Origin of the sequence: Paenibacillus sp. FSL H3-0321 (assembly GCF_038002865.1) — a bacterium.
Classification (GTDB): Bacteria; Bacillota; Bacilli; order Paenibacillales; family Paenibacillaceae; genus Paenibacillus_AQ.
On the sequence record NZ_JBBODH010000001.1, the window covers coordinates 6,016,092 to 6,039,755 of the forward strand.

General features: G+C 55.5%; 12 protein-coding genes. 9 read left to right on the plus strand and 3 right to left on the minus strand.

Features of this window, described 5'->3' with window-relative positions; genetic code table 11:
• Window positions 1-56 precede the first annotated feature (56 nt).
• Window positions 57-896: a carbohydrate ABC transporter permease gene (locus MHI45_RS26980; protein ID WP_052092472.1), complete on the plus strand. Its 840-nt coding sequence runs from the start codon at window positions 57-59 to the stop codon at window positions 894-896.
• A 272-nt stretch (window positions 897-1,168) separates the two neighbouring features.
• On the opposite strand, the gene MHI45_RS26985 is transcribed toward MHI45_RS26980, so the two are convergent.
• Genes MHI45_RS26985 through MHI45_RS26995 form a run of 3 tightly spaced genes read right to left on the minus strand, consistent with a single transcriptional unit; the run spans window position 1,169 to window position 3,184 of the window.
• Complete coding sequence (locus tag MHI45_RS26985; protein WP_340894097.1) at window positions 1,169-1,396, minus strand: hypothetical protein; 228 nt, start codon at window positions 1,394-1,396, stop codon at window positions 1,169-1,171.
• A 19-nt stretch (window positions 1,397-1,415) separates the two neighbouring features.
• On the minus strand, window positions 1,416-2,183 hold the full coding sequence (locus MHI45_RS26990; RefSeq protein ID WP_340894095.1) for a thioesterase II family protein: 768 nt from the start codon (window positions 2,181-2,183) through the stop codon (window positions 1,416-1,418).
• A 2-nt stretch (window positions 2,184-2,185) separates the two neighbouring features.
• On the minus strand, window positions 2,186-3,184 hold the full coding sequence (locus tag MHI45_RS26995) for a helix-turn-helix transcriptional regulator (RefSeq protein ID WP_340894094.1): 999 nt from the start codon (window positions 3,182-3,184) through the stop codon (window positions 2,186-2,188).
• Between the two features lie 256 nt (window positions 3,185-3,440).
• Here MHI45_RS26995 and MHI45_RS27000 point away from each other — a divergent pair, with 256 nt between their 5' ends.
• The 8 genes from MHI45_RS27000 to MHI45_RS27035 are packed head-to-tail and all read left to right on the plus strand — an operon-like array spanning window position 3,441 to window position 23,663.
• Window positions 3,441-4,058: an MptD family putative ECF transporter S component gene (locus MHI45_RS27000; RefSeq protein WP_341119709.1), complete on the plus strand. Its 618-nt coding sequence runs from the start codon at window positions 3,441-3,443 to the stop codon at window positions 4,056-4,058.
• The gene (locus tag MHI45_RS27005) at window positions 4,058-4,735 is read left to right on the plus strand and encodes an energy-coupling factor transporter transmembrane component T family protein (protein ID WP_340894092.1); all 678 of its coding nucleotides are present in this window, start codon (window positions 4,058-4,060) and stop codon (window positions 4,733-4,735) included. Before MHI45_RS27000 ends, MHI45_RS27005 begins: the two co-directional genes overlap by 1 nt.
• Window positions 4,732-6,213, plus strand: a complete 1,482-nt coding sequence (locus tag MHI45_RS27010) for an ABC transporter ATP-binding protein (RefSeq protein WP_341119710.1) — start codon at window positions 4,732-4,734, stop codon at window positions 6,211-6,213. The genes MHI45_RS27005 and MHI45_RS27010 overlap by 4 nt, the downstream gene beginning before the upstream one ends.
• A 55-nt stretch (window positions 6,214-6,268) precedes the next feature.
• The gene (locus MHI45_RS27015; RefSeq protein ID WP_445667523.1) at window positions 6,269-7,978 is read left to right on the plus strand and encodes an ABC transporter ATP-binding protein; all 1,710 of its coding nucleotides are present in this window, start codon (window positions 6,269-6,271) and stop codon (window positions 7,976-7,978) included.
• A complete protein-coding gene (locus tag MHI45_RS27020) occupies window positions 7,975-9,732 on the plus strand; it encodes an ABC transporter ATP-binding protein (protein WP_340894088.1) in 1,758 nt (585 codons plus the stop codon). Before MHI45_RS27015 ends, MHI45_RS27020 begins: the two co-directional genes overlap by 4 nt.
• Complete coding sequence (locus tag MHI45_RS27025; RefSeq protein ID WP_341119712.1) at window positions 9,729-11,126, plus strand: MATE family efflux transporter; 1,398 nt, start codon at window positions 9,729-9,731, stop codon at window positions 11,124-11,126. The genes MHI45_RS27020 and MHI45_RS27025 overlap by 4 nt, the downstream gene beginning before the upstream one ends.
• Before the next feature lie 29 nt (window positions 11,127-11,155).
• Complete coding sequence (locus MHI45_RS27030; RefSeq protein WP_445667512.1) at window positions 11,156-14,263, plus strand: salicylate synthase; 3,108 nt, start codon at window positions 11,156-11,158, stop codon at window positions 14,261-14,263.
• A 37-nt stretch (window positions 14,264-14,300) separates the two neighbouring features.
• Entirely contained in the window at window positions 14,301-23,663 is a 9,363-nt protein-coding gene (locus MHI45_RS27035) for an amino acid adenylation domain-containing protein (RefSeq protein WP_341119713.1), read from the plus strand.
• The last annotated feature ends 1 nt before the right edge of the window (window position 23,664 follow it).

Consider the following 23,664-nt stretch of genomic DNA (forward strand, 5'->3'; position numbering starts at 1 on the left):
AGAGGGAGGTGTTTTCCATTTACGCGCATTCCACAAAAAGCCGAATTGCGGACATCATGATCTGGATATTGCTGTTAGCTCTCACTTTGTCCTGCCTGATCCCTTTAATTAATCTGGTTGCCATTTCGTTCAGTGACAACGCAGCGGTTTCTGCCAACATGGTAAGTATTTTTCCGGTTCATCCTACGTTCAGTTCCTATGAGAAGCTATTCTCGGACAGCCAGTTCTGGCGCTCATTTATGATTTCGGTAGAGCGGGTTGTCCTTGGTTTGATCGTCAACATGAGTCTGATGATTCTGGCCGCTTATCCGTTATCCAAAAGCTCAAAACAATTCCGGGCGCAGAAGGTGTACATGAATATTGTGATTATCGCCATGCTGTTCTCCGGGGGGCTAATTCCAACCTTTATGGTAGTCAAAGGGCTTCATCTCCTCGATTCCATCTGGGCTCTGATTCTGCCGGGAGCCGTGGCGGTCGGGAATGTCATTCTATTGATGAACGCGTTCCGGGCAGTACCCAAATCCTTGGAGGAAGCTGCAACCATTGATGGGGCTTCGCAGTGGAGAATTCTCTCAACCATATACGTGCCTGTGGTGTTGCCTACAATTGCTACGGTAACGCTGTTCACGATTGTTGGGCATTGGAATGATTATTTCGGTGCTCTGGTGTATATAAATAAGACGTCAAACTATCCGTTGCAGACTTATATCCAGCAGCTCAGCGTAGACGCGCAAAATATAACCGATCCGCAAAAGCTGATCGAATACGCCAAGATTTCGAACCGGACACTAAATGCCGCCAAAATCGTTGTCTCAACATTGCCGCTGCTCTTAATTTACCCTTTTATGCAAAAATATTTTGTTACAGGAATTGTAGTAGGTTCTCTTAAAGAGTGATGAATAGAGAAGATTACAGCGTTCAAAAAGCGACTTGTCTGCGGATAAGTTGCTTTTTGACTTTTTTGTAGGATACATCTGGGAATTTGAGATTAAAGAAAAATGTTATTAGAAGGGGGGGCAGCCGCTGTAAAGCCGCCATTTCCAGCGGGTGAGAAAAATGGCTTGTCAGCTGCTCGTAATCAGCTATAGGCCGAATCTGCTCCACATCAACACCGAGCTGGTGCGAGGGGCAGAAGGCGGCAACTATGATGTCCTGCGAATGGGACAGGTTAAACTGGAGGGCGCCGCCCTGTTCCAGGGCCTTGCAGCTCGGGTTTTCCGTAGGCAGCAAGCTTAAAGGAGATAACCTCCGGCGAAAGGATTTGCTCCCATTGCTCAAAGTGATACCGAAGCGGCCCTACGGAGGCGTTCCAGACATGGATTTCATCACTGCGCAGCGGCGGCACGAACGGTAACAGAGAAGGCCCGTCTACCCCAAAGGCTTGATCAGCTTTCAAGATCGAAATGACTGCAAGCTCATGCCTCTGACTCCATATGGTCCCGAATGATAGCGGCCAGCGTGGTCAGCAGGGGAGCTTTATTCGATTTGATAAAAAAATGATCGCCTTCGATCATGTCAAGTGTAAACGCTCCATGGGTACAGCCGCTCCACGCCTCCATTTCTTCCCGGCTCGCTTCAGGATCCTTTGTACCGGCAAATGCCAAAATGGGACAGTCCAGCTTGGCTTCTTCCGAATAGTTGTATGTCTCGTCCAGCGTGAAGTCCGCACGCAAGGTCGGTAGAAACAGGTCCATGAGCTCCTTGTTTTGGAGCAGTGTCTCCGGCGTACCGGAAAAGCGGCGCAGCTCCTGCACAAACGCTTCATCCGGCAGCTTGTGGAGAGGCCTTGGTTCAGGGAGGTGCGGAGCGCGGCTGCCTGAAACAATAAGGCAGCAAGGCTGAAGGCCCGGATTGCGCCGTAGCAGGCAGGCAAGCTCAAATGAGATCCGGGCGCCCAGGCTGTGCCCGAACAATATAAATGGAGTTTGCAGATAAGGAGCAATCGCTTCAGCAATTGCTTGAGTAAGTGCGGCCATTTCAGTATAGGGTATTTCAGCCATCCGCTGTTCCCGTCCGGGAAGTTGAATCGGATACATGCCTGCCCGTGCGGGCAGTTCCTGCTCCCAGCCACGGTACATCGACGCGCCCCCGCCCGCATACGGCAAACAGAATATACGCAGGGTATCTTGATGATCGGGTTCGGATAGAAGCCATGGAAATGCCGTTTTTTTGACAGAAGCCATAATTATATTCCTCCATTCATATTCAGCAGAGCGTAGGATCGGGTTTTTCTGCGGTAATCTTTTGGAGTCAGCCCTGTGCTTTTACGAAACAGCTCGCAAAAACGGCTGGCATTTTTGTAGCTGACCATTTGGGCAATTTGACTGATTTTATATTCTGTATTTGTCAGCAGGTTTTCGGCATGATTCATTCTCGTTTTCTGAATATACTCCGTAATTGTGCAATGATTGGCCTGCTTAAATGCAGTCTTCAACTTGGTCGTGCCCATGCAGGCGATTCTCGCCAGTTGATTCAAGTGAATATCAGCTGCGTAGTTTCCGTTGATATAAGACATAACTGCCGATAAATTGGTTAAATCCTGACTGGATAAGCTTGATGCTGAATGCTCAGCTTTCGCCTGCAGGGTTTGTTCAACAACGAGCGCCAGGGCCTCAGCGACCTTACCTTCATAATACAGCTTGGCCGATATACCTGAGCCCCGGTAGTTTCGAAGCTGGCGAAAAAGAACGGCGAGTTCGGGAAAATCGGTCATGCCGTCCACCCCGGTAAAAGCGGTACGCAAATCTCTGTACTCCCCCGGATATTTTGCATTTATGTAATTTTCATAATACTCGGGGATGATGACGATTCCTACCGAACGGATGGGAACGTTTTTGCGATAGACCGCTTGATAGAGCTTGCCGCTGCTCATATGCCCCTTAACATGATTGCATGTTAGCTGACCACCCGGCTCCAGTTCTTCGCCGGAAATCGAATCATAGCAACTGAGGCAAATATATTCGGGCTGCAGGTATTTCAAGTGCAGGTCTTCAAAAAATACAAAATCCTGAACAAATACAGAAAACAAATTATGATGGCAATACGCCCAAAAGTAACCGTTCCCCTTTTCAGGGGCAAGTGTGTAGCAAATCCCCGCTTTACAGCCATGCCTGCATCTTTCATCGAAGCAGAAGCCAGTCTCCGCCAAGCAGGGCAGATAAACTTCTGTAATTATATCCTTCATTGTACGATACCCCTTTTTTAATAGGATCGGACGAAAACATATCTGGAAAAGACGAGATTGAACCAATTCTATTGACCAAGCATCTTAGAAGAAATTAAAGTAAAAAGCAGGCTGGTACACAATTGATAATGATAATCATAATCATTAAAACTATCATAATGGAAATGATTACGGTTATCAACGAAGGAATATAATCGTAATCATTACGATTATATTGGATTTGCTAATTTTATACAACTATTCAGGGGGAATTGTTATGCAAACAGGGTTGCAGGCTCAAGGGAATGTTGCAAGAAACAATTGGAAAATGAGGGACTTTATCACTCTGGCCATTTTCAATGTAGTTATGCTGATCGTGATTACAGTCAACGGAATGTTTGCCTATCCAATCAATTATTTGATCGGTGCCGGCGTAATTGCGCTGATCAACGGTCCGATCTACATGGTTATGGCCAGCAAAATCAACAAAAGGGGAGTTCTATTTTTCAGTGCCTTGCTAACCGGACTATTCTTCGTAGCGTTTGGCCAAGTCTATTATTTGCTTGTCTTTGCGATAACGGGCTTGCTGTGTGAACTGATTATCCGGGGAGGTGCCGGGTACAGACAACCGGTGCGTAATGCCGTCGCCTACAGCCTGTTTTATGTGGGCTACATGATGTGCGGCGTAGTGCCTTTGATCTTTTTCAGGAAGCAGTATGTAGCCGGACTTGAGAAAAGCTATTCGCCGGAAGCACTGGCCGACATGCTTTATTACTATGAGACCCCCTATATGGTTCTGATTATGTGCGCGATTACAATCGCCGGGGCTGTGGGAGGGTGCCTGCTAGGCCATGCGCTGCTCCGTAAACATGTTAAAAAGGCGAGATTAGTCTGATGCAGCTCGATCCGCGAACGCATGTAATTATTTTATTTGCAGCTACCCTGTTCCTAGTACTGACGAGCGATCCCTGGCAGCTGCACGCTTTGGTTGGCCTCAGTGCATTTTACATGCTCGGTCACGGCATTCTGAGGAAGGCGGTTTATTTTGTACTGGCGTACCTGGCGATATTGGTATTGCTAGACGTTCTGGCAGGCCGGTCTGCCGGCTTTGGCCTGATTTTTTATACCTTCTCACGCATGATTCCGGTTGCGATGATTGGTGCGGTACTGGTACATACGTCTCCCAGCCGTATTATGTATGCACTGGAGCGGGCTAAGTGCCCCAAGCCGATTACGGTAATGCTGTGCATTCTGATCCGGTTCTTCCCCGTACTGCTTATGGAAATTTTCGCAATCCGGGACGGCATCAGGGCCAGAGGTATTTTTCCGCACTGGCACAGCGCCTTGAGGCAGCCACTTGTCATCTATGAGTGCTATTTTGTGCCATTGATGGTGAGATGTCTGAAGCTGTCGTCCGAGCTGGCTTCCTCGGCTGAGCTGCGGGGAATCGAATGCGTCAACAATCGTTCGACCACTCACCGGGCCAAGCTGCGGGGAATGGATGCTGCGGCGATTGGGCTTTACGCCCTGCTGGGCGCGCTGACGGTTGCCGCAGGGGGGAGTATTCTATGATTACGCTGAACAATGTAACGTTTCTATACGGTCAGGATGATGGCGAGTCTGAGACGGAGTCGGGTGTAAAGAATATTTCCCTGTCGGTCTCTTCCGGGCAATGTGTTGTGCTTTGCGGGCGCTCAGGCTGCGGCAAAAGCACGGTTTTGCGGCTGATGAACGGGCTTGCTCCGAGCTGTTATCCGGGCAAATTAATGGGAGAGGTGCTTGTGGACGGGAGCAATCCGGCTGTGATGCCGCCAGAGGAGCGAACGCGAAAGCTGGGCGTTGTCTTTCAGGACCCGCGCAGCCAGTTTTTTATGGACAACGTCCGGGATGAACTCGCTTTTTCCGCAGAGAATCTGGGTTTGCCGCCGGAGATGATTCTAGAGCGCATTGAACGGCAAGCTGAGCTGCTCGGCATTGCGCATTTGCTGGAGCGAAAGCTGGCCCGGCTGTCCAGCGGACAGAAGCAGAGGGTGGCGATCGCCGCCGCTTCGGTGCTTTCTCCGCCTCTGCTTATTTTGGATGAGCCGACCGCCAATCTGGATGAGCAAGCGACAATAGCGATTGTCGAGCTGCTTGATACGCTCAAGCGGGAAGGGACGACGATCGTCATCAGCGAGCATCGGCTGCACACCTTGCTGCCAATCGCTGATTCCTTTGTCTGTATGGAGCAGGGGAGGATTTCGCAAACATGGACGAAGCAGCAGTTTGCAGCACTTTCTTACGAAGAGGTGCAGCCTTATGGCCTGCGCCATCCCGATATGGTGAAAACCTACATTGCAGGCAAGGCGTTGCAGGATACCCCTTCAGCCCCCGTCCTGACGGGGCACAGTCTCTCGTTTCGCCACAATCGCAGTGACGAAGGACTCGCCGGCATTGATCTTGTGCTTCCGAAAGGCAGTGTAACCGCATTGACGGGAGAGAACGGGGCGGGCAAGACGACGCTGGGCAAAATATTGAGCGGCCTGTTGCGCCAGCGCAGCGGAAAGATTGCCCAGAACGGCGCCGTATTGTCGGCTGGCCGGCGGCGTGCGATGAGCTATCTGGTCATGCAGGACGCCGATTACCAGCTTTATGCCGACAGTGTAGGCAATGAGCTGGTGCTGGGCCGACGGCTCGATGAGACGCTGCGCCGTAAGGCGTACGCGGCAATGGAGGCGTTTGGCTTAAGCGCATTACGCGATCGGCATCCGGCCTCCCTGTCCGGCGGTGAGAAGCAGCGGGTAACGATGGCGGCGGCCTACTGCTCGGATGCGGAGCTGATTATTCTGGATGAGCCGACCAGCGGACTTGACGGCGACAGCGTGCTTCATGTGGTCTCCTGGGTCAGAAAACTGGCCTGGTCGGACAAAACGGTCATTCTGATTACCCATGACCCGCTTCTAACCCGGCTGGCCTGTGATTATGTGCTGGAATTAAACAGAAAGGGGGAGGGTCGCGTTGAGCAAACGGGCAAAGCAGGGGATACCCAGGTTATTGGAGCTGGCTGGTGAGAAAAAATCGCTGCTCGCTTGGTCGGGGATTTTATCAGCGGTCAGCGTCATGATGATGCTGGTGCCGTACGTATCGGTCTACATGGTGATGAGCGAGCTGCTGCGCCATGCGGCGGACATTTCGGCCGTAAACGGGCCGTTTATGATACGCTGGGCGATTTACGGAGGAAGCGGCATGCTGCTCGGCTACTTCTTTATGTATGTCGGCGGCATGCTGTCGCACATCGCCGCCTTCCGCATTTTATATGGCATCCGGGTGAAGCTGTCCGAGCATATCGGCCGCCTCCCGCTTGGCTATTTCAACAAAAATGCAAGCGGCAAAATCAAAAAAAACATCGAGCAGGATGTCGAAAAAATCGAACTGTTCATCGCCCATCAGCTGCCTGATCTGATCAGCACCGCCGTAATGATTGCGGCGATGATCATCGTCATGTTTTCCCTGAACGTCTGGTTCGCTCTGGCCTGTACGATCCCGATGATCATCGGCTTTGCGGCGCAATATTCCATGATGGCGGGAGAGAATGCGAAACGGGGGCTCAAGGAGTATTTTGACGCGCTGGAAAATATCAATGCTTCCTCGATCCAGTATGTGAAGGGGATGCCGTCGATCAAAATTTTCGGGCAGACGGTGCGCTCCTTCCAGAAGTTTCATGAGGATATCGTTCGCTACCGTGATTTCAGTCTTGAGTATACCGACCAGTTTCAAAACGGCTACGTCTCGTTCAAGGTCATCGTGCTGTCGCTGGCCACCTTTATATTGCCGGTCGGCTTGTTTCTTATTGATGGGCAGCCGGACAGCGTTGCATTTGCAGCCACGCTGATGCTGTTTCTTGTGATGGCGCCGGGGATTTCCACCCCGATTTTCAAGCTGAACAATATGGCTTCGACGATGAACGTCATTGCCGAAGGGGTCAGACGCATTGACGGTATTTTGGCGGAACAGGCTGTGGCTGAGCCGGATGCGCCGCAGACTCCGGCTTCCTATGATGTGCAGTTTCGTGACGTTACTTTTTCGTATGGTGGTGGAGGCGGAGTGAATGTGCTGAGAGGGCTTAGCTTTACGGCCCATCAGGGAGAAATCACAGCTCTTGTCGGTCCGTCCGGCTCCGGTAAATCGACCGTGGCCCAGCTCATCCCGCGTTTCTGGGATGTCCAGCAGGGTAGCATCTCTCTCGGCGGGGTGGATGTGCGGTCTATCCCAACGGAGAAATTGATGGACAAGATGTCGTTCGTGTTTCAGGATACCTTCCTGTTCTCGGATACGCTGTACAACAACATTCTGGTCGGGTGTCCGTCGGCGACGGCGGAGGAGGTGAAGACTGCGGCACGGGCGGCCCAGTGTCACAGCTTTATCGAGGATCTGCCACAAGGGTATGATACGCTGATCGGCGAAGGCGGGGTGTATCTGTCCGGCGGGGAGGAGCAGCGGGTGTCGGTGGCGCGGGCGATTTTGAAAAATGCGCCTATTCTTGTACTGGACGAAGCGACGGCTTATGCCGACCCGGAAAATGAATATCAGATGCAGCTTGCTCTTCAGCAGCTCATTGCCGGGAAGACGGTACTCATCATCGCCCATCGTTTGACGACCATTTGTGAGGCGAACCGGATTATCGTGTTGAAGGACGGCGAAATCAGCGATACCGGTACGCATGCTGAACTGCTTGGCCGCGGAGGCCTGTATCGCAACATGTGGGATGCCTATACCATGGCTGTTGGCTGGGAAATCGATCAACCACAGCATAGAGAGGAGGTACGGGCGCGATGATGAAGCGGCTGCATGCCATTACGGCAGGCAATCCGGGGAAAATGCTCAAGCCGATTATCTGGACCGTACTCGCCAACCTGGCCAATCTGTTTCCCTTCGGCTGCATGACGCTGGCGGTCAGAATGATCTACGAGAGCTTTGCGGACGGGAACACCGCACTACCTATGCAGGGGCTATGGCTTGCCTGGGGAGGGATGCTGTTGCTCCTGGGACTTGTGTTTGCCGCTGAACGGCAAGCATACCGGGCAGTCTTTCGCGGGGCCTATGAGGCATCGGCAGACGGCCGAACTGAGCTGGCCGAGCATATCCGCAAGCTGCCGCTTGGCTTTCTGCTCAAGAAGGACTCCGGTGAGCTCGGCCATACGATGATGAACGATTTTACCCAGACCGAAAATGCGGCGACTCATGTGCTTCCGCAGCTCGTTAGCGGCATCGTCATTCCGCTGATGGCGTTTGTCGGACTGGTGTTTATCGACTGGCGCTTGACGGCCGCGATGCTGGCGGGCTTTCCCGTCACGCTGCTCATCTTATGGGGCGTGGCCCGCCTGGAGCGCAAGCTGGGGCAAAGCCATTCCGATGCGCGGATCATGCAGTCGAATCGTCTGCATGAATATTTGCTCGGTATGAAGGTGATTAAAGCGTACAATTTGCGCGGCGTCAATTTCAAAAGGCTGGAGCGGGCGTTCCACCACTATATGCGGGAGAGCATAAAGCTGGAAGGTGCACTGGGGCCATTTTTCCTCGTTGCGATCGCCTTTCTGGAGACCGGCCTGTCGCTCATCACAATGGTCGGAGTGTATCACATTGTAGGTGGAGATATGACAGTGCCGCCCTTCGCGATGTTTTTACTTGTCGGCACCCGTGTTTTTGATCCGCTGTCGGTTGCGATTATGCGTCTGCCGGCCTTCAAATACGATGCCATGGCGGGAGAGCGGATTGTAAGCCTGCTGGAGCAACCCGTTATGGGCGGAGGACAGGAGACGGGAGCGGGCCATCATATCCGTTTTGAGCATGTCACCTTCGGCTATGGCCGGCAACCTGTCCTGCAGGATGTGTCGGCAGAAATGCGGGAGGGAACGCTGACTGCGATCGTCGGCCCGTCTGGTAGCGGGAAAAGCACGATGCTGCGTCTAATTGCACGTTTTTACGATCCGCAAAGCGGCAGGGTAGAGTTTGGCGGCATGGACCACAGTAAAGTGGAGCCTGAGCAGCTGATGAAAAAGATTTCCATGGTGTTTCAGGATGTCTACCTGTTTCAGGATACGATTCGCAACAATATCCGCTATGGCCGGGAGGACGCCTCACAGGAGGAAATCGAAGCCGCGGCGCGGGAAGCCTGCTGTCACAATTTCATTATGAAGCTGCCGCTCGGTTACGACACGATCGTAGGAGAGGGGGGCTCTACATTGTCGGGCGGCGAGAAGCAGCGTATCTCCATTGCCCGGGCAATTTTAAAGAATGCGCCGGTTATTTTGCTCGATGAGGCGACCTCCTCACTCGATCCGGAGAATGAAGCCGACATGCAGCGGGCTATCGGCCGTCTGGTCAAGGGCCGCACTGTCGTCATGATTGCCCATCGGCTGAAGACGGTTGTCCGTTCGGACAACATTATCGTGCTGGACAAAGGTAGGGTGGTCAGTCAAGGGCGGCATGAGGAACTGCTTCAGACCTGCGGCCTTTACGCCAAGCTTTGGGAGATTCAAAGTAGAACCAGCGGCTGGAAAATAGCCGCCGTAAAGGAGGCGAGACTGTGAGTAAGGGGAGCAATGCCGAGAGAGTGGAGCAGCAATTTATTCTAAACGGAGATTTGTGGAAGGTGATGGTGCGCCTGTCCTGGCCGGCAATAATTGCGATGGTGCTGTACGGGCTTAATGCGGTCATCGCTGCTGTATTCGTTGGCCGCTATATCGGGGAGACGGCACTTGCCGGCGTATCGGTCGCCTATCCGCTCACTCAGATCAGCACCGGCATCGGCTCGCTGATCGGCGTAGGGGCAGGAGCCGTGCTAAGCATTGCCATCGGCAGCAAGGACCAAGCGAAGCAGGAAAGACTGTTGGGTCATGTGAACAGCCTTTCGCTTGTTTTTACCGCTGTGTACATGATTGGCGGACTGCTGTTTTCTGGCAGGCTGATTCAATTAATGGGAGGAGAAGGAGAGGCGCTGCTGCTGGGTGAACGTTATTTCACCATTACTGTCCTTGGCGCCTTGTTCTGGATTTACGGGTTGGCTACGAACATGATTGTCAGAGCCGAAGGCAAAATGAAAGCCGCCGCTCTGGTGATGGGTATCGGGCTTGCTGCCGATGTGCTTTTTAATTACGTACTGGTCGTCCTGCTGGATCTGGGTATTGAAGGTGCGGCTTGGGCTACAAATGGAGGGATGTTCGTCTATGCTCTGCTGGGCTGGCTTTATTTCGGCCGGGGGTTCTCTTCGTTTAAGACAAGAGCTTCCGCCTTTTATTGGGATACCGCCATTATTAAATCAATTTTGGGCCTCGGCCTGTCTTCCCTGATTATGGTCGTCATGAGCCTTGTGCAGGGAATCGTCGTCTTCAACGCGCTGGCCCGCTACGGTACCGTACAGGATATCGCTTTTTACGGCGTTGTTTATCGTGTCTTCACTTTTTTGCTGACACCGATTTTTGGCCTCATGCGGGCCCTGCAGCCTGTCATTGGCATCAACTATGGAGCCGGGCAGCAAGAGCGGGTGATCGGAGCCTATAAAATCTTTACCATTGCCTCCCTACTGCTGACGCTGCCTTTCTGGATCGTGTCAATGGCTGTACCGCAATTTGTCATGGGCTTAATGATGCCAAATCAGCCGTTTGCGGCGGATCAGCTGCTCTATTTCCGGCTGTATATGGCGATTCTACCGCTGCTGTCTGCGATTTTTATGGCGATGACGTTTTTCCCGTCGATTGACCGGGGGAAGCCCGCCGCCCTGATCGGCATGGCGAGACAGCTTGTCTTTTATGTGCCGGTGATGCTGCTTTTGCCTCGGGTAATGGGCGTGGCCGGCGTATATTACGGTTCTCTTGCAATCGATGCGCTAATTGTGCTGTGGACGGTTGTTCTGGTCAAGAAAGCGTTCACTGCGCTCCGTAAGCGGGAGAAGTATTTGGCGGATGAAGGTATCGCAGTGCACTAAGAACAGGTTGAATAACGAGGAGGGTTGATATGCTGAATAGCAAAATGGGGCATGACAGTAACCTCGATCGAGATGAGCGGATCGGTATTCACCGGCAATTGACGCTGGGACAGCATTTGAGAGAATGGGCCGACCGGTATGGCGACAACACCGCAATCGTAGAGGGAGGCAAGAGAATCTCCTACAGAGAGTTGGATCGCCGGGCGGATGAACTGGCGGCTGGTTTTGTTCATTTGGGCATCGAGAGAGGGGACAACGTAGTTGTGCAGCTCCCTAATTGTGCAGCTTTTGCGGCTGCCTGCTTTGCCTTGTTCCGAATCGGAGCGCTGCCCGTACTTGCCTTGCCCGCCCACAGGGAAGCTGAGTTGGACGGGATTTTTCGCCTTGCTCAGCCGGTTGCTTACATTATTCCGGATACCTTTATGGGATTTGAGTATACAAAAATGGCCCGGCGGCTATTGAATTGCCATCCTTGTGTCAAAAATCTGATCATTGACGGGGAAAATGCGGCTGGTATTTGCCTTGCCGATGCAGGCAAACCGCCGGTGCCGCTGAATGGGCCTGCGCCTGCGGATACTGCACTGCTGCTGCTGTCCGGCGGGACAACCGGCACGCCGAAGCTTATTCCGCGCACGCATGCGGACTATGCTTTCAACGCTGAGGCTGCGGCAAGGCGTGCCGGGCTTAAGGAGCAGAGTGTGTACTTGGCTGTGCTGCCGATCGCCCACAATTTCCCGTTATGCTGTCCCGGCATGCTCGGGACCCTTGCCGCCGGTGGCAAGGTGGTCATGTGTGCGACGACAAGCTGTGACGAGGCATTTCCGCTGATTGCCCGCGAGCGCGTCACTATAACTGCGCTTGTGCCGGCCTTGGTAAAGCTGTGGCTTGAGGAGTTGGAATGGGACAGGTCGAGCGACCTCTCCAGCCTGGAGGTGCTCCAAGTCGGCGGCGCAATGCTGGAGGAGGCACTTGTGCGGCGGATTATGCCGGAGTTCGGCTGCAAGCTGCAGCAGGTTTTCGGTATGGCGGAAGGGCTGATTTGCTGCACCTCTCTGGATGACGCCGATGAAATGATTATGAGTTGCCAGGGCAAGCCTTTGTCGGAGCAAGACGAAATTAAAATCGTCGACGAGTGCGGCCGTGACGCTGCCCCGGGGCAGTTCGGTGAACTGATGGTACGGGGCCCGTATACAATTGCCGGCTACTACAAGGCGCCTGAGCAAAACCGAAAATCCTTTACAGCAGACGGCTATTACTGCTCCGGTGACCGCGCAAGACTGACGCCGGAAGGTGATATACAGCTTGGCGGACGGATGAAGGAGCAGATTAACCGCGCGGGCGAAAAAATCGATCCGGTCGAAATAGAAGCCTATTTGAGCGAGCATCCGGGTGTCAAGGATGCTGTTCTGATCGGCCTGCCTGACGAACGGCTGGGTGAACGAAGCTGTGTATGCATTATTGCCGTAGCGGAGGAGCCCGGTCTGGTTGAATTGCACCGTTTCCTCCGTGAAAAAGGCGTGTCCCGGTATAAAATGCCGGACCAGTTGTTATGCGTTTCCTATTGGCCGCTGACAAGCGTCGGAAAAATCGACAAAACAAAATTGAAGCTCATAGCCGCCGAATCTCATTTTGCCGCGGAGGAGGGAAGGTGCTCTGGCGTCGCTGCGGCCGGTCAGACGGCAGCGCAAAACGGCGTGCCGGAGAGTGCGGCAGTAGAGAGCGCCGCAGCGCACAGCGGTGCGCTGGAAAGCGTGGCAGCATGGTGTGCCGAGACATGTTATTTGGAATGGAAGCTGGTCTTTGCCGGAGACGTCCATTTTGCGGCAGCGCAGCTTATCGATTTTGGCCTGTTTGACAACTATGTACTTTATGAAAACGGAGCCGAGCTGTCGCTCGGACTGGGAATTCATGTCTTGTTGACTGTGGACAGTGAATATATTGTGCTGCAATCCGGTCCCCATACACGGAAATGGCCAAATATTGACTTGAGCGGAGGAGTGCAGCAGGCTTTGTCCCAGGTGAGGCTTGCCGACTGGCGGGCTTACGGCATTGCGAACTTCGGGCTGGCCCGCCATTATCAGCAGCTGCCTATACTTGATGAGAACCCCTGCCTGTTGAAGCTGTTTATACCCGAAGCCGAGGTGCGTTTCCGGGAAGGTGAAATTTTGCTCCGGGCGCTTACCCCGGAACGGCTGGAGACGCTGAAGCGGCTGGTGAAGCGGTTGCTGGTCGGCGATTCGGCACAGCGGCTTTCGGGCAGGCTGGAGCAAGCCAGAGCGGTATTTCCTGAAGTCGGCGTTTACGATGCCGAAGCTTACATGAACCGGGTGGGGCAGGCGGTGGGGGATATTCGGCAGCACAGCTACCGGAAGGTAATTTTGTCCCGGAAAATTCCACTCGACCGGGAGCTTGACATGGTTGCGAGCTACGTGGCAGGGCGGCGGGTCAATTGTCCGGCGAGATCGTATTTGCTGAATCTGGAAGGCTTGCAGGCAGCCGGGTTCAGCCCGGAAACTATCGTCGAGGTGGATGCCCATGGATGGGCTAGTACGTTTCCATTGGCCGGTACGCGCTCTGCCGGGGCAAGCAGCAGTGAGGAAGGCAGGCTGAAAGCCGAACTGCTGAACGATCCGAAAGAGATTGCCGAGCATGCAGTATCCGTCAAACTGGCATTTGAGGAGCTGCAGCAGGTATGCGAGAGTGACACGATCGTCGTCAATGACTTTATGTCCGTGGCCAACCGGGGGACGGTGCAGCATCTGGCTTCACGCCTGAGAGGCAAGCTGAAGCAGGAATGCGGGGCATGGCACGCGCTGCAAGCGCTGTTTCCGGCGGTGACCGCATCCGGCATTCCGAAGCGGGAATCAATCGAAGCCATAGGCAAAATCGAAGGGCAGCCCCGGAACCTCTACAGCGGTTCGGTCATGACGGTCGACAGCAGCGGCGCCCTTGATGCGGCTCTGGTGCTGCGGACGATTTTTCAGCAAAATGGTGCAGCTTGGCTCCAGGCTGGTGCAGGTATTGTGAGTATGTCTTCACCGTCCCGGGAACTGGAGGAGACGAGGGAGAAGTTGAGCAGCTTCTCGGCGCAGCTGATAGCTGCTTCAGACGATCGCGAGGAAGACGCACGTCAATAAATTTACTTTTTCTGCAAAGAAAGGGGGAAATGACATCATGAATGAGAAGCTGCAACCGGCTGCCGCTAAGGCAGTCAATGCTTCCTTGCGTTATGAGGAGGTACGCCGGCAGATTCAAAGTCTACTACCGGCATTCTCCGATTTCGACGATGAACAAAATCTGATCGAACTGGGTCTGGATTCATTACAAATGATGCGAATGGTCAGCAGTTGGCGGCGTTTGGGCAGTTCTGTTACTTTCGCCGAACTGATAGCTTCTCCCCGGCTTTGCGACTGGTGGAAGCTGTTGGGGAGGGACATGCGAACGGCCGCTGCAGAGCAAAGCGAATCGTTGTGCCAGGAGACGACAGCCCGGCTTCCGTCAAATGAGCCATTTTTGCTGACCGATGTGCAGCACGCGTACTGGATCGGCCGCCGCGACGATCAGCCGCTCGGCGGCGTGGGCTGCCACGCGTATCTGGAACTGAACGGCAGTGGCGTGGCTGCCGGGAGGCTGCAGCGGGCCTGGCAGCAAGTTCAGATGCATCACGGCAGTCTTCGCACGAGGTATTTGCCGGACGGGCGGCAGGAACTGATGGACCAGCCTTATGCAGATGCGCTGGAAGTGTATGATTTGCAGTCATGCCCGGCGGAGGAGCTGGAACGGGAACTGTCAGCCATACGGAAACGGTTGTCGCACCGCCTGCTTGATGTGGAGAAGGGACAGATGTCTGGGCTGTCGCTGAGCTTGCTGCCGGAAGGCTATACCCGCATCCATATGGATGTCGATCTGCTCGCGGCGGATGTGCAGAGCCTGCATATTTTGCTGCGTGATTTGGCCGCAGCGTATGCGCGGGGAAGTGAACCGGCTGCACCGGAGCACTGGAGCTTTGCCGCCTATCTCAAGCGGGAGGCAGAGCGCCGCGCTGCAGAGAAGGAAAGAGCGGCGGCGTATTGGCAGCAGCGGATTTCGACGCTGCCGGCAGCGCCGGGCCTGCCGTTAAAAGTGAGGCCGGAGGCAGTAAAACAGCCTGTTTTTGCAAGACGCACGTTAATGGTGGAGGCGGACAAATGGAAATTGCTGCAACAACGGGCGGCAGCAAACGGAGTAACGCCGGCCATGGTGCTGCTGACTGCCTACGCGGAAGTGCTGGACCGCTGGAGTACCCACTCCCGGTTTCTCATCAATATTCCGCTCTTTGACCGGCAAAGCGATGAGCCGGGAATTGAGGAGGCGGTGGCCGATTTTACCAATTTGCTGCTGCTTGCCGTCGATTGTGAAGCACCGCAGTCTTTTGTTCAGCGCGTGATGGATATTCAGGCCCGCTTCCATGAAGATGTGGCGCATGCCGCCTATTCCGGCGTTCAGCTGCAGAGGGATTTGGCGCATCACCGCCCGGGAGAGCGGGATTTTGCTCCAGTAGTGTTCGCTTGTAATTTGGGAACGCCGCTGCTCGGCGGGGAGTGCCGGAATACGCTTGGCGAGCTGGCCTATATGATTTCGCAGACCCCCCAGGTGTGGCTTGATTTTCAAATCTATGAAATGGACGGCGGTTTGCTGCTCGCATGGGATGCGGTCGACGAATTGTTCCCCGAGGGGCTGATTGACGACATGTTTACTGCGCTTACCCGTCTGATGGACTGGCTCTCTGACCTCTCTAATGATTGGTGCGCTTCAGTTGATGAGGTATGGGAGACGGAACAGGCAGACAAAGCAGGTATCACGGAGACGGTGGATAGTTCAGATTGTTTTGCCGGGCCGGTGAACTGCGTGCATACGCCCTTTTTCCGGGCGGCTGCTGCGCAGCCGGAGCACCCGGCGCTGATCGACAGCGGCTCAGGAGCGATGAGGTCATATGGCGAGCTGTCTGGGCATGCCTTGAGGATTGCGGCCTTTTTGCTTGAGCAGGGGGTGCAGGAAGGGGATGCGGTTGCCGTTACGCTGCCGCGCGGAGCCGATCAAATCGCGGCGGTGCTTGGCATTTTGGCGGCCGGAGCCAGCTACGTGCCGATCGGCATTCAGCAGCCGCCCGCCAGGCGGAAAGCGATTCATCGGAAGTCGGGTGTCCGCTTCATTCTTGCCAGCTCGCAGGCCGAACATTCCACATCGGGCTGGGAAGGCGTGGGCGGCGTGCTCGATATAGCAGATGCCGCAGCCACCGCTCCGCTTGTGGAGCCGTTTGAGGCTGATGTGCAGCAGCCCGCATACATTATTTTCACCTCGGGCTCCACAGGAGAACCCAAGGGGGTTGAAATCAGCCATGCCGGTGCATGGAATACGCTTGCGGACATTAATCGCCGCTACAGCGTGGGCCCGTCCGATAAAATGCTGGCTGTATCCGCACTTGATTTTGACCTTTCTGTTTACGATATATTCGGTTTGCTCGGTGCCGGCGGCACGCTTGTGCTTGTGCCGGAGGAAAAAAACCGTGATGCAGACTATTGGCTGGAGCAGTGCCTGCGCCATGAAGTAACGATTTGGAACTCGGTGCCGGTGCTGCTGGACATGCTGCTTGTAGCAGCGGATAGCGCGGGGCAACCGCTTCCGTTGCTGCGCCTTGCGCTCTTGTCCGGTGATTGGATCGGTCTGGATTTGCCCCCGCGGCTGCGGCAATCTGCCGGGAACAGCAGGCTTGTCGCAATGGGAGGAGCGACGGAAGCGTCGATATGGTCCAATTATTTCGGGGTGGATTTGCCGCTGCCCAAGCATTGGACGTCCATTCCGTACGGGCATGCGCTCTCCAAGCAGTTCTACCGCATCGTGGACAGGAAGGGAAGAGATTGTCCAGAATGGGTGGCCGGCGAGTTATGGATCGGCGGCGCCGGTGTTGCGCTTGGTTATCGGGGCGACCCGGAGCTGACTGCAGAGCGTTTTGTCATATGGAACGGCTCACGTTGGTTTCGGACAGGCGATTTGGGACGGTACTGGCCGGAGCATATTATTGAATTTTTGGGCCGCAAGGATTTTCAGGTCAAAATCCGCGGCCACCGCATTGAGCTTGGCGAAATCGAAACAGCGCTGAAGGAGCATCCCGGTGTACGCGACGCCGTCGTAACGGTAACGGAGCAGCAGGGAACAAAACGCCTGACCGGCTATATCGTGCCGGAGACGGAGGGCGAGTCCGTCCTGATGGAGAGTCAAGCTGTAGATGCCGAACAGGCGGAAGCGTTGTGGGCCGATGCAACGGAGGCGGTCCAAGGGCGGGCTCATCGGAGCGCTGCGCCAGGGGTTCCCGCGGGTGATTTCCTGCTTTTCCGGGAGCAAATGGAGCGGTTGAGCGCGCAGCACATGCTGTTGGCGCTGCAAAGGACGGGTGTTTTCATTCGGCCTGACGAGGTGTGTACGCTGGAGACGCTCTTGCAGAAAGGCCGGATTGTGCCGAGATACCACGCCATGATGGAGCGCTGGCTTATTGAACTGGAGGCGAGCGGCTGCCTGAGCCGGCTGGAGTCGGGCGAAATTGCGCTTGTACAGCCCGTTGCGGCAGCGGCAGAGCCGATGGAAGCGAATGAACTGACATCAGTTGCCGGGCTATCGGCAGAACTGTCGGCATTTACAGAACTGTCAACATCAACAGAAATAGCGGCGTCAAGTAAACTCGCAACAGAACAAGAACTGGCGACAGCAACAGAACTGGAATGGCCGCACCTGGCTCAGAAGCCGGGCAAGCCGGATCAAGCAAAGCGCAGGGAGTTCCCGGAAAACGAAAGCGAATTGCATGCCGCAGACAATCCGGTAGGTAAAATTTTGCCGTATTTACTAGAGGTCAGCCGCAGCAGCGCCGAACTGCTGCAGGGGAATGCCGATCCGCTGACGCTATTTTTTGCCGAGGATAACGGCTTGTCGCCGGATCGGCTGATGCGGCTGATGCCCGGCGCGGATATGCGCCTTGATCTTGCACAGAAGCTGGTCGAGGCCGTTTTGCGGCAGCGTGCCGGACAAGGCCCGCTGCGCATTATCGAACTCGGAGCGCGAAGCGGCAGCTTCACGCATACCATACTCTCATGCCTTGAGCGGTGGAACGGAAATGAGACCGCGTATACAATGACTGATCCCTCCGCTTATTTTCTCCAGACAGCGGAAAATAAGCTCGAAAGCCGCGGCGTCGGCCTCCAATACGGGCTGCTCGATATCGAGCGCTCCCCCTTGGAACAGGGTTATATGGCGCACAGCTATGACATTGTTCTTGCCACGGATTCATTGCACCGTGCCCGCAATATCGAATCTGCTCTTGCCAATGTCCGTTTGCTGCTGGCCCCCGGCGGGCTGCTGCTGGCGCTTGAGATGACCCAAAACAGCCGTCTGCAGCAAATCACGACCGCCTTTTTGGAGGATGGCTTTACGCGCTTTACAGATGAGCGGCTGACTGCGCAACAGCCTCTGCACGGAGCGGAGAAGTGGCGGGAGCTGCTGCTGGAGAATCAATATACGGCGGCTGCGTCGTTTCCCGGGCCGGAGGAGCCGGAAAGTGTTTACGGCATGCATGTTATTGCCGCGCAGGCTCCGTCCTGTATCCGGCGTTTTAATCCGGAACTGCTGGCAGGTTATTTGAGCAGCAGGCTGCCGGAGTATATGGTTCCAGCAGCACTGATCCCGCTGGATCGGCTGCCGCTGACTTCGAACGGCAAGGTGAACCGGCAGGCGCTGCCCGCTCCTGCAGAGTGTCAGGCTATGAAGCCGAAGGAAGCCGACGGGCTGCCGCGCACGCCGGTAGAGCGCAAACTTGGCGACATTTGGTGCGGTATTCTCAGAAAGGAGGAAATTGGAATCAATGAAAATTTCTTTACGCTTGGCGGTGATTCGCTGCTGGCGACGAAGCTGATCGCTGAAGTGCGCGAGCGGCTGAAGGTCCAGGTGCCGCTTGGTAGCCTGTTTGAAGCCCCGACGATTGCCGGGCTTGCTGAGTGTACTGAGACGCTGCTTCATAAGGGAGGGCAGCGTGCTGCTGGTGCTGCCGAACTGCCGCAGATTGTGCCTGCCGCAGGGCAGGAACAGCGTCCGTTCCCGCTGACCGACATTCAACAGGCCTATTGGCTGGGGCGGGAAGGCGTATATGCGCTGGGGAATGTTTCAACACATTGCTATTTTGAAATCGAAGGCCATGACCTTGATATCAGGCGAATTGAACAGGCATGGCAGCGCCTGATCCAGCAGCATGGCATGATGCGTGCGGTTGTGCTGTCAGATGGGCAGCAGCAGCAAATATTGCAGGAGCCGCCCGCCTACCGGATTCAAGCTGCCGATTGGCGTGAACTGAGTCCGGAAGCAGCCAAAGCCCGGCTTATGGCCGTCCGCGAGGAAATGTCGCATCAGGTGCTCGCCGCCGACCGCTGGCCGCTGTACGAAGTGCGAGCTTCGCTGCTGCCCGGCAACCGGTTGCGGCTGCATATCAGCTTTGACAATTTGCTGTTTGACGGTTGGAGCATGTTTCACCTGCTGAGCGAATGGGGGAGATTGTATCGAAATCCCGCAGCGCTTTTGCCGGAGCTTGAGCTGACCTTTCGCGATTATGTGCTGGCGCTGGAACAGCTCAAAAGCAGCAAGCAGTATGAGAGGGATATGCAATACTGGCTGGGCCGTCTGGATGCTTTGCCGCCCGCTCCCGAACTGCAGTTGGCTCAGAGTCCGGAGTCCATCGTGCAGCAGCGGTTTTGCCGCCTTGACGCCCGGCTGGACGGCGAGACCTGGGTCCGGCTCCGCAAGCGGGCGGCAGAGGCGGGCTTGTCGCCGTCCGGTTTGCTGCTGGCGGCTTATGCCGAGGCGCTTGCGGCATGGAGCAGACACCCGGCCTTCACGATCAATTTAACCCAGTTCAACCGGCTTCCGCTTCATCCGCAGGTTGGCAACATCGTAGGCGATTTCACCTCGCTTACGCTGCTTGCCGTCAATCAGGCGTCCGGCCGCACGTTTATGGACCGGGCACGGAACATCCAGCAGCAGTTGTGGGCGGATTTGGACCATCCGCTCGTAGGCGGGGTTCAGGTTCAGCGCGAGTTGGCGAAGCGCAGCGGCAGCCATGCGGGCGGCAGCATGCCGATCGTCTTCACAAGCGCCCTTGGCGTTGATGACTGGAATGAGGACGGCTCCGGCGAAAAATGGCTGGGCAAGTTGGTGTACAACATTACCCAGACTCCCCAAGTATGGCTCGATCATCAGGTTGTTGAGCAGGATGGTCAACTGCTGCTTATCTGGGACGCAGTGGAAGGGCTTTTTCCTGAGGGGCTGCTGGAGGATATGTTTGGAGCCTATCGCCAGTTGCTTCATAAATTGGCAGCAGACGAGGGGACATGGCAGGCGGTTAGGCCCAGCCTCATTGAGGTCCCGCGCCTTGGGCCAAGACGTAAAGCGAATGCGACGGAAATGTCCGTATCGCCCGATACACTTGACCGGCTGTTCACACGACAGGCTGCATTGCGTCCCGGACAACAGGCGATTATTAGCGCGAAGCGTACGCTTACCTACGGCGAGTTGAACCATCTGTCTAATGAGGTGGCGGTACTGCTGCGCAGTAGGAACGTTCTGCCGGATACGCTTGTGGCGATTGTCATGGAGAAGGGCTGGGAGCAGGCGGTGGCGGCGCTCGGCATTTTGAAGGCAGGGGCCGCGTATTTGCCGCTTGATCTGTCCCATCCTCAGTCACGGCTTCAGGAACTGCTTGCGGACGGCCGGGTGGCCGTTGTGCTGACGCAATCCCAAATCGATGGACGGCTCGCCTGGCCAGAGGATGTAGAGCGGTTGGTTGTTGACGAAATTATGCCCGGCGGGCAGGAACACGGGGAATACGCTATACCGGAATCTGCGGCCAAGCCGGAGCATCTGGCTTACGTCATTTACACGTCAGGATCGACGGGCAAGCCGAAAGGGGTCATGATCGACCATCGCGGAGCGGTCAATACGGTGCTTGATATCAATCGGCGATTTGAAGTGGGGCCGGAGGACCGTGTGCTGGCATTATCCAATTTGAACTTCGATCTTTCGGTGTACGACCTGTTCGGAACGCTTGCGGCGGGAGGTACTGTCGTCATTCCCGAACCTGACAGCACAAGAGATCCGGCTTGCTGGCTTTCCTGGATGGAGCGGGCGCAGGTGACACTGTGGAATACGGTTCCAGCCTTTATGCAAATGCTGCTGGAGCATGTTGGCGGACGGTCGGCCGGGACGCCGTCTGCCCGAACTTCCGGGCAGACGCTGCCGAAAGCGCTTCGGCTTGTGCTGCTTAGCGGCGACTGGATTCCGCTGGATCTGCCGGACCGCATTCGGGAGCACTGTTCCGGCGCGAAGGTGGTCGGACTCGGCGGGGCGACTGAGGCTTCGATATGGTCAAATCTGTTTACCGTTGAAACTGTTGATCCCGACTGGAAAAGCATTCCCTACGGTTATCCGATGGCGAATCAGCGCTACTACGTGCTGAATGAGCTGCTGGAGGATTGTCCCGTGTGGGTGCCGGGCGGGTTGTTCATTGGCGGAATCGGACTTGCCCAAGGTTATTGGCGGGACGAGGAGAAGACGAACGAGCGGTTTATCCGCCACCCCCGGACCGGAGAGCGGTTGTATCATACGGGTGACAACGGCCGTTATATGCCTGACGGCGGCCTTGAATTTCTGGGGCGTGAGGATTTCCAGGTTAAAATCCGCGGACACCGCATCGAACTTGGCGAAATCGAAGCAACGATGAAACAGATGGCAGGAGTGAAGGAGGCAGTCGTCCTTGTCACCGGTGAAGCAGAAGGCGAGAAGCAGTTGATTGGTTTTGTCGTTCCGCAAGACGACGAGCGATCAGATCTGTTCGAAGTGAAGTTCGCCGATGCCGATGCGGCGCGGTATTGCCGGCAGGAGCTTGCGGCGGCAGAACAGCTGCAATCAATGAAGCTGATGGCAGCCGTTGATGCAGAGGCGACAGCCGCGTTTTTGCAGGAGCTGGACAATGCCGGCATGTACGCGATTCGCGCAGCTCTTACCGCCTTCGGCCTGTACAAACGCGAAGGGGAGCACCATTCGCAGCATGAGCTGATGCAACTGATGCAGGTACAACCACGCTATGAGACGCTTTTGGCTCACTGGCTGGAGGCGCTGGCGGAAGAGGGCTGGCTTCGGCAAGAGGCGAACGCCGCCTATACATCGCTTCAGCCGCTTATGGGGCAGCAGCGGGATGGACAATTCAGCGCTGTGCTGAAGAGCGCTCCCGAGCTGCGTCAAAAAATCCGGCAGCTGCAAGAACTTTTCCGTCAATCACAGGCAATCATTGCCGGGCTGCTGCAAGGCAGCATTGAACCGCTGCAGCTGTTTTTGGCGAAGGATGCTTTTCTGACGCCGGATGCGCTTCGCCCGTTTAACATCGCCGGGCCGTTCTACAACGATTTGTCACAGGCGCTAATGCGCGCAATCGTACTGGCACATCCGCTGGACAGACCGCTGCATGTGCTGGAGATCGGAACGCGATCGGGTGGCTTTGCCGATGGCCTGGCACCGTTGTTGTCTGCAGGGCGCGGACATTACCGCTATGCGGATGAATCCGACTTTTTCACGGAACGGGCAAGGGAAGAACATACGCATGCCGCCGCGCTGGAGTACGGACGGTTCGATATGAACGAAAAACCGCTGGCTCAAGGCTACAGGCCGCATGTGTACGATGTCATCGTTGCGGACAATACACTGCACCGCGCCAGAAATATAGAAGTGACGCTGGAGTATTTGCGGCAACTGCTGGCGCCCGGAGGCCTCCTTTTATTTACAGAAGCTACAAGGGGCAGCCGCCTGCTGCTGACGACGGCCGGCTTTTTCGAGGATGGCTTCAGCCGCTTTGCGGATGAGCGGAAGGAGAGCAAGCTTCCGCTGCTGGCGGGAGAGCGGTGGCAGGAGCTGCTGAGGGAGGCTGGCTTTAACATCATTGGCGGCTGTCCTGAAGTCCTTCGCGCCGCAGCGGTATTCGGCCAGCAGCTGTTTGTGGCACAGGCGCCCGGGACGGCGGCGTACTTCGAGCCGGGGCGGCTGGCGGAAGTACTCCGGCGGCAGCTGCCGGACTATATGGTTCCAACAGCTTATGTGCTGCTGGATGAGCTGCCATTGTCCGCAAACGGCAAAGTGGACCGCAAGGCATTAGCTGCCCTTGCCCAAGCGGCGGAACGGCCGGAGGTACACCCGGGCGCTGCGCCCGCAACGGAATTGCAACAACAAATTGCCACTGTGTGGGAAGAAGTACTTGGCTGCCGAAAGCCCGGTCTGGCCGACAGTTTTTTCGAACAGGGCGGCGATTCCCTGCGTGCCATCCAATGCGTCAACATACTGAAGGAGCGCTTTGCCATTGAGGTGACGCTGCAGCAATGGTTTGAAGCGCCAACAATCGGCAGTCTCGCCGGTCTGCTTGAAGTGCAGCATAATGCGGAGGACGGCGAGGACGAGTATGAAGAGGGCTTTATTTAAA

What these genes read in the sequence shown, in the direction of transcription:
- MHI45_RS27010 (WP_341119710.1), top strand. Translation starts at nt 4,732, where the DNA reads ATGATTACGCTGAACAATGTAACGTTTCTATACGGTCAGGATGATGGC.
- MHI45_RS26995 (WP_340894094.1), bottom strand. Translation starts at nt 3,184, where the DNA reads ATGAAGGATATAATTACAGAAGTTTATCTGCCCTGCTTGGCGGAGACT.
- MHI45_RS27015 (WP_445667523.1), top strand. Translation starts at nt 6,269, where the DNA reads ATGCTGGTGCCGTACGTATCGGTCTACATGGTGATGAGCGAGCTGCTG.
- MHI45_RS27000 (WP_341119709.1), top strand. Translation starts at nt 3,441, where the DNA reads ATGCAAACAGGGTTGCAGGCTCAAGGGAATGTTGCAAGAAACAATTGG.
- MHI45_RS27030 (WP_445667512.1), top strand. Translation starts at nt 11,156, where the DNA reads ATGCTGAATAGCAAAATGGGGCATGACAGTAACCTCGATCGAGATGAG.
- MHI45_RS26980 (WP_052092472.1), top strand. Translation starts at nt 57, where the DNA reads ATGATCTGGATATTGCTGTTAGCTCTCACTTTGTCCTGCCTGATCCCT.
- MHI45_RS27020 (WP_340894088.1), top strand. Translation starts at nt 7,975, where the DNA reads ATGATGAAGCGGCTGCATGCCATTACGGCAGGCAATCCGGGGAAAATG.
- MHI45_RS27035 (WP_341119713.1), top strand. Translation starts at nt 14,301, where the DNA reads ATGAATGAGAAGCTGCAACCGGCTGCCGCTAAGGCAGTCAATGCTTCC.
- MHI45_RS27005 (WP_340894092.1), top strand. Translation starts at nt 4,058, where the DNA reads ATGCAGCTCGATCCGCGAACGCATGTAATTATTTTATTTGCAGCTACC.
- MHI45_RS26990 (WP_340894095.1), bottom strand. Translation starts at nt 2,183, where the DNA reads ATGGCTTCTGTCAAAAAAACGGCATTTCCATGGCTTCTATCCGAACCC.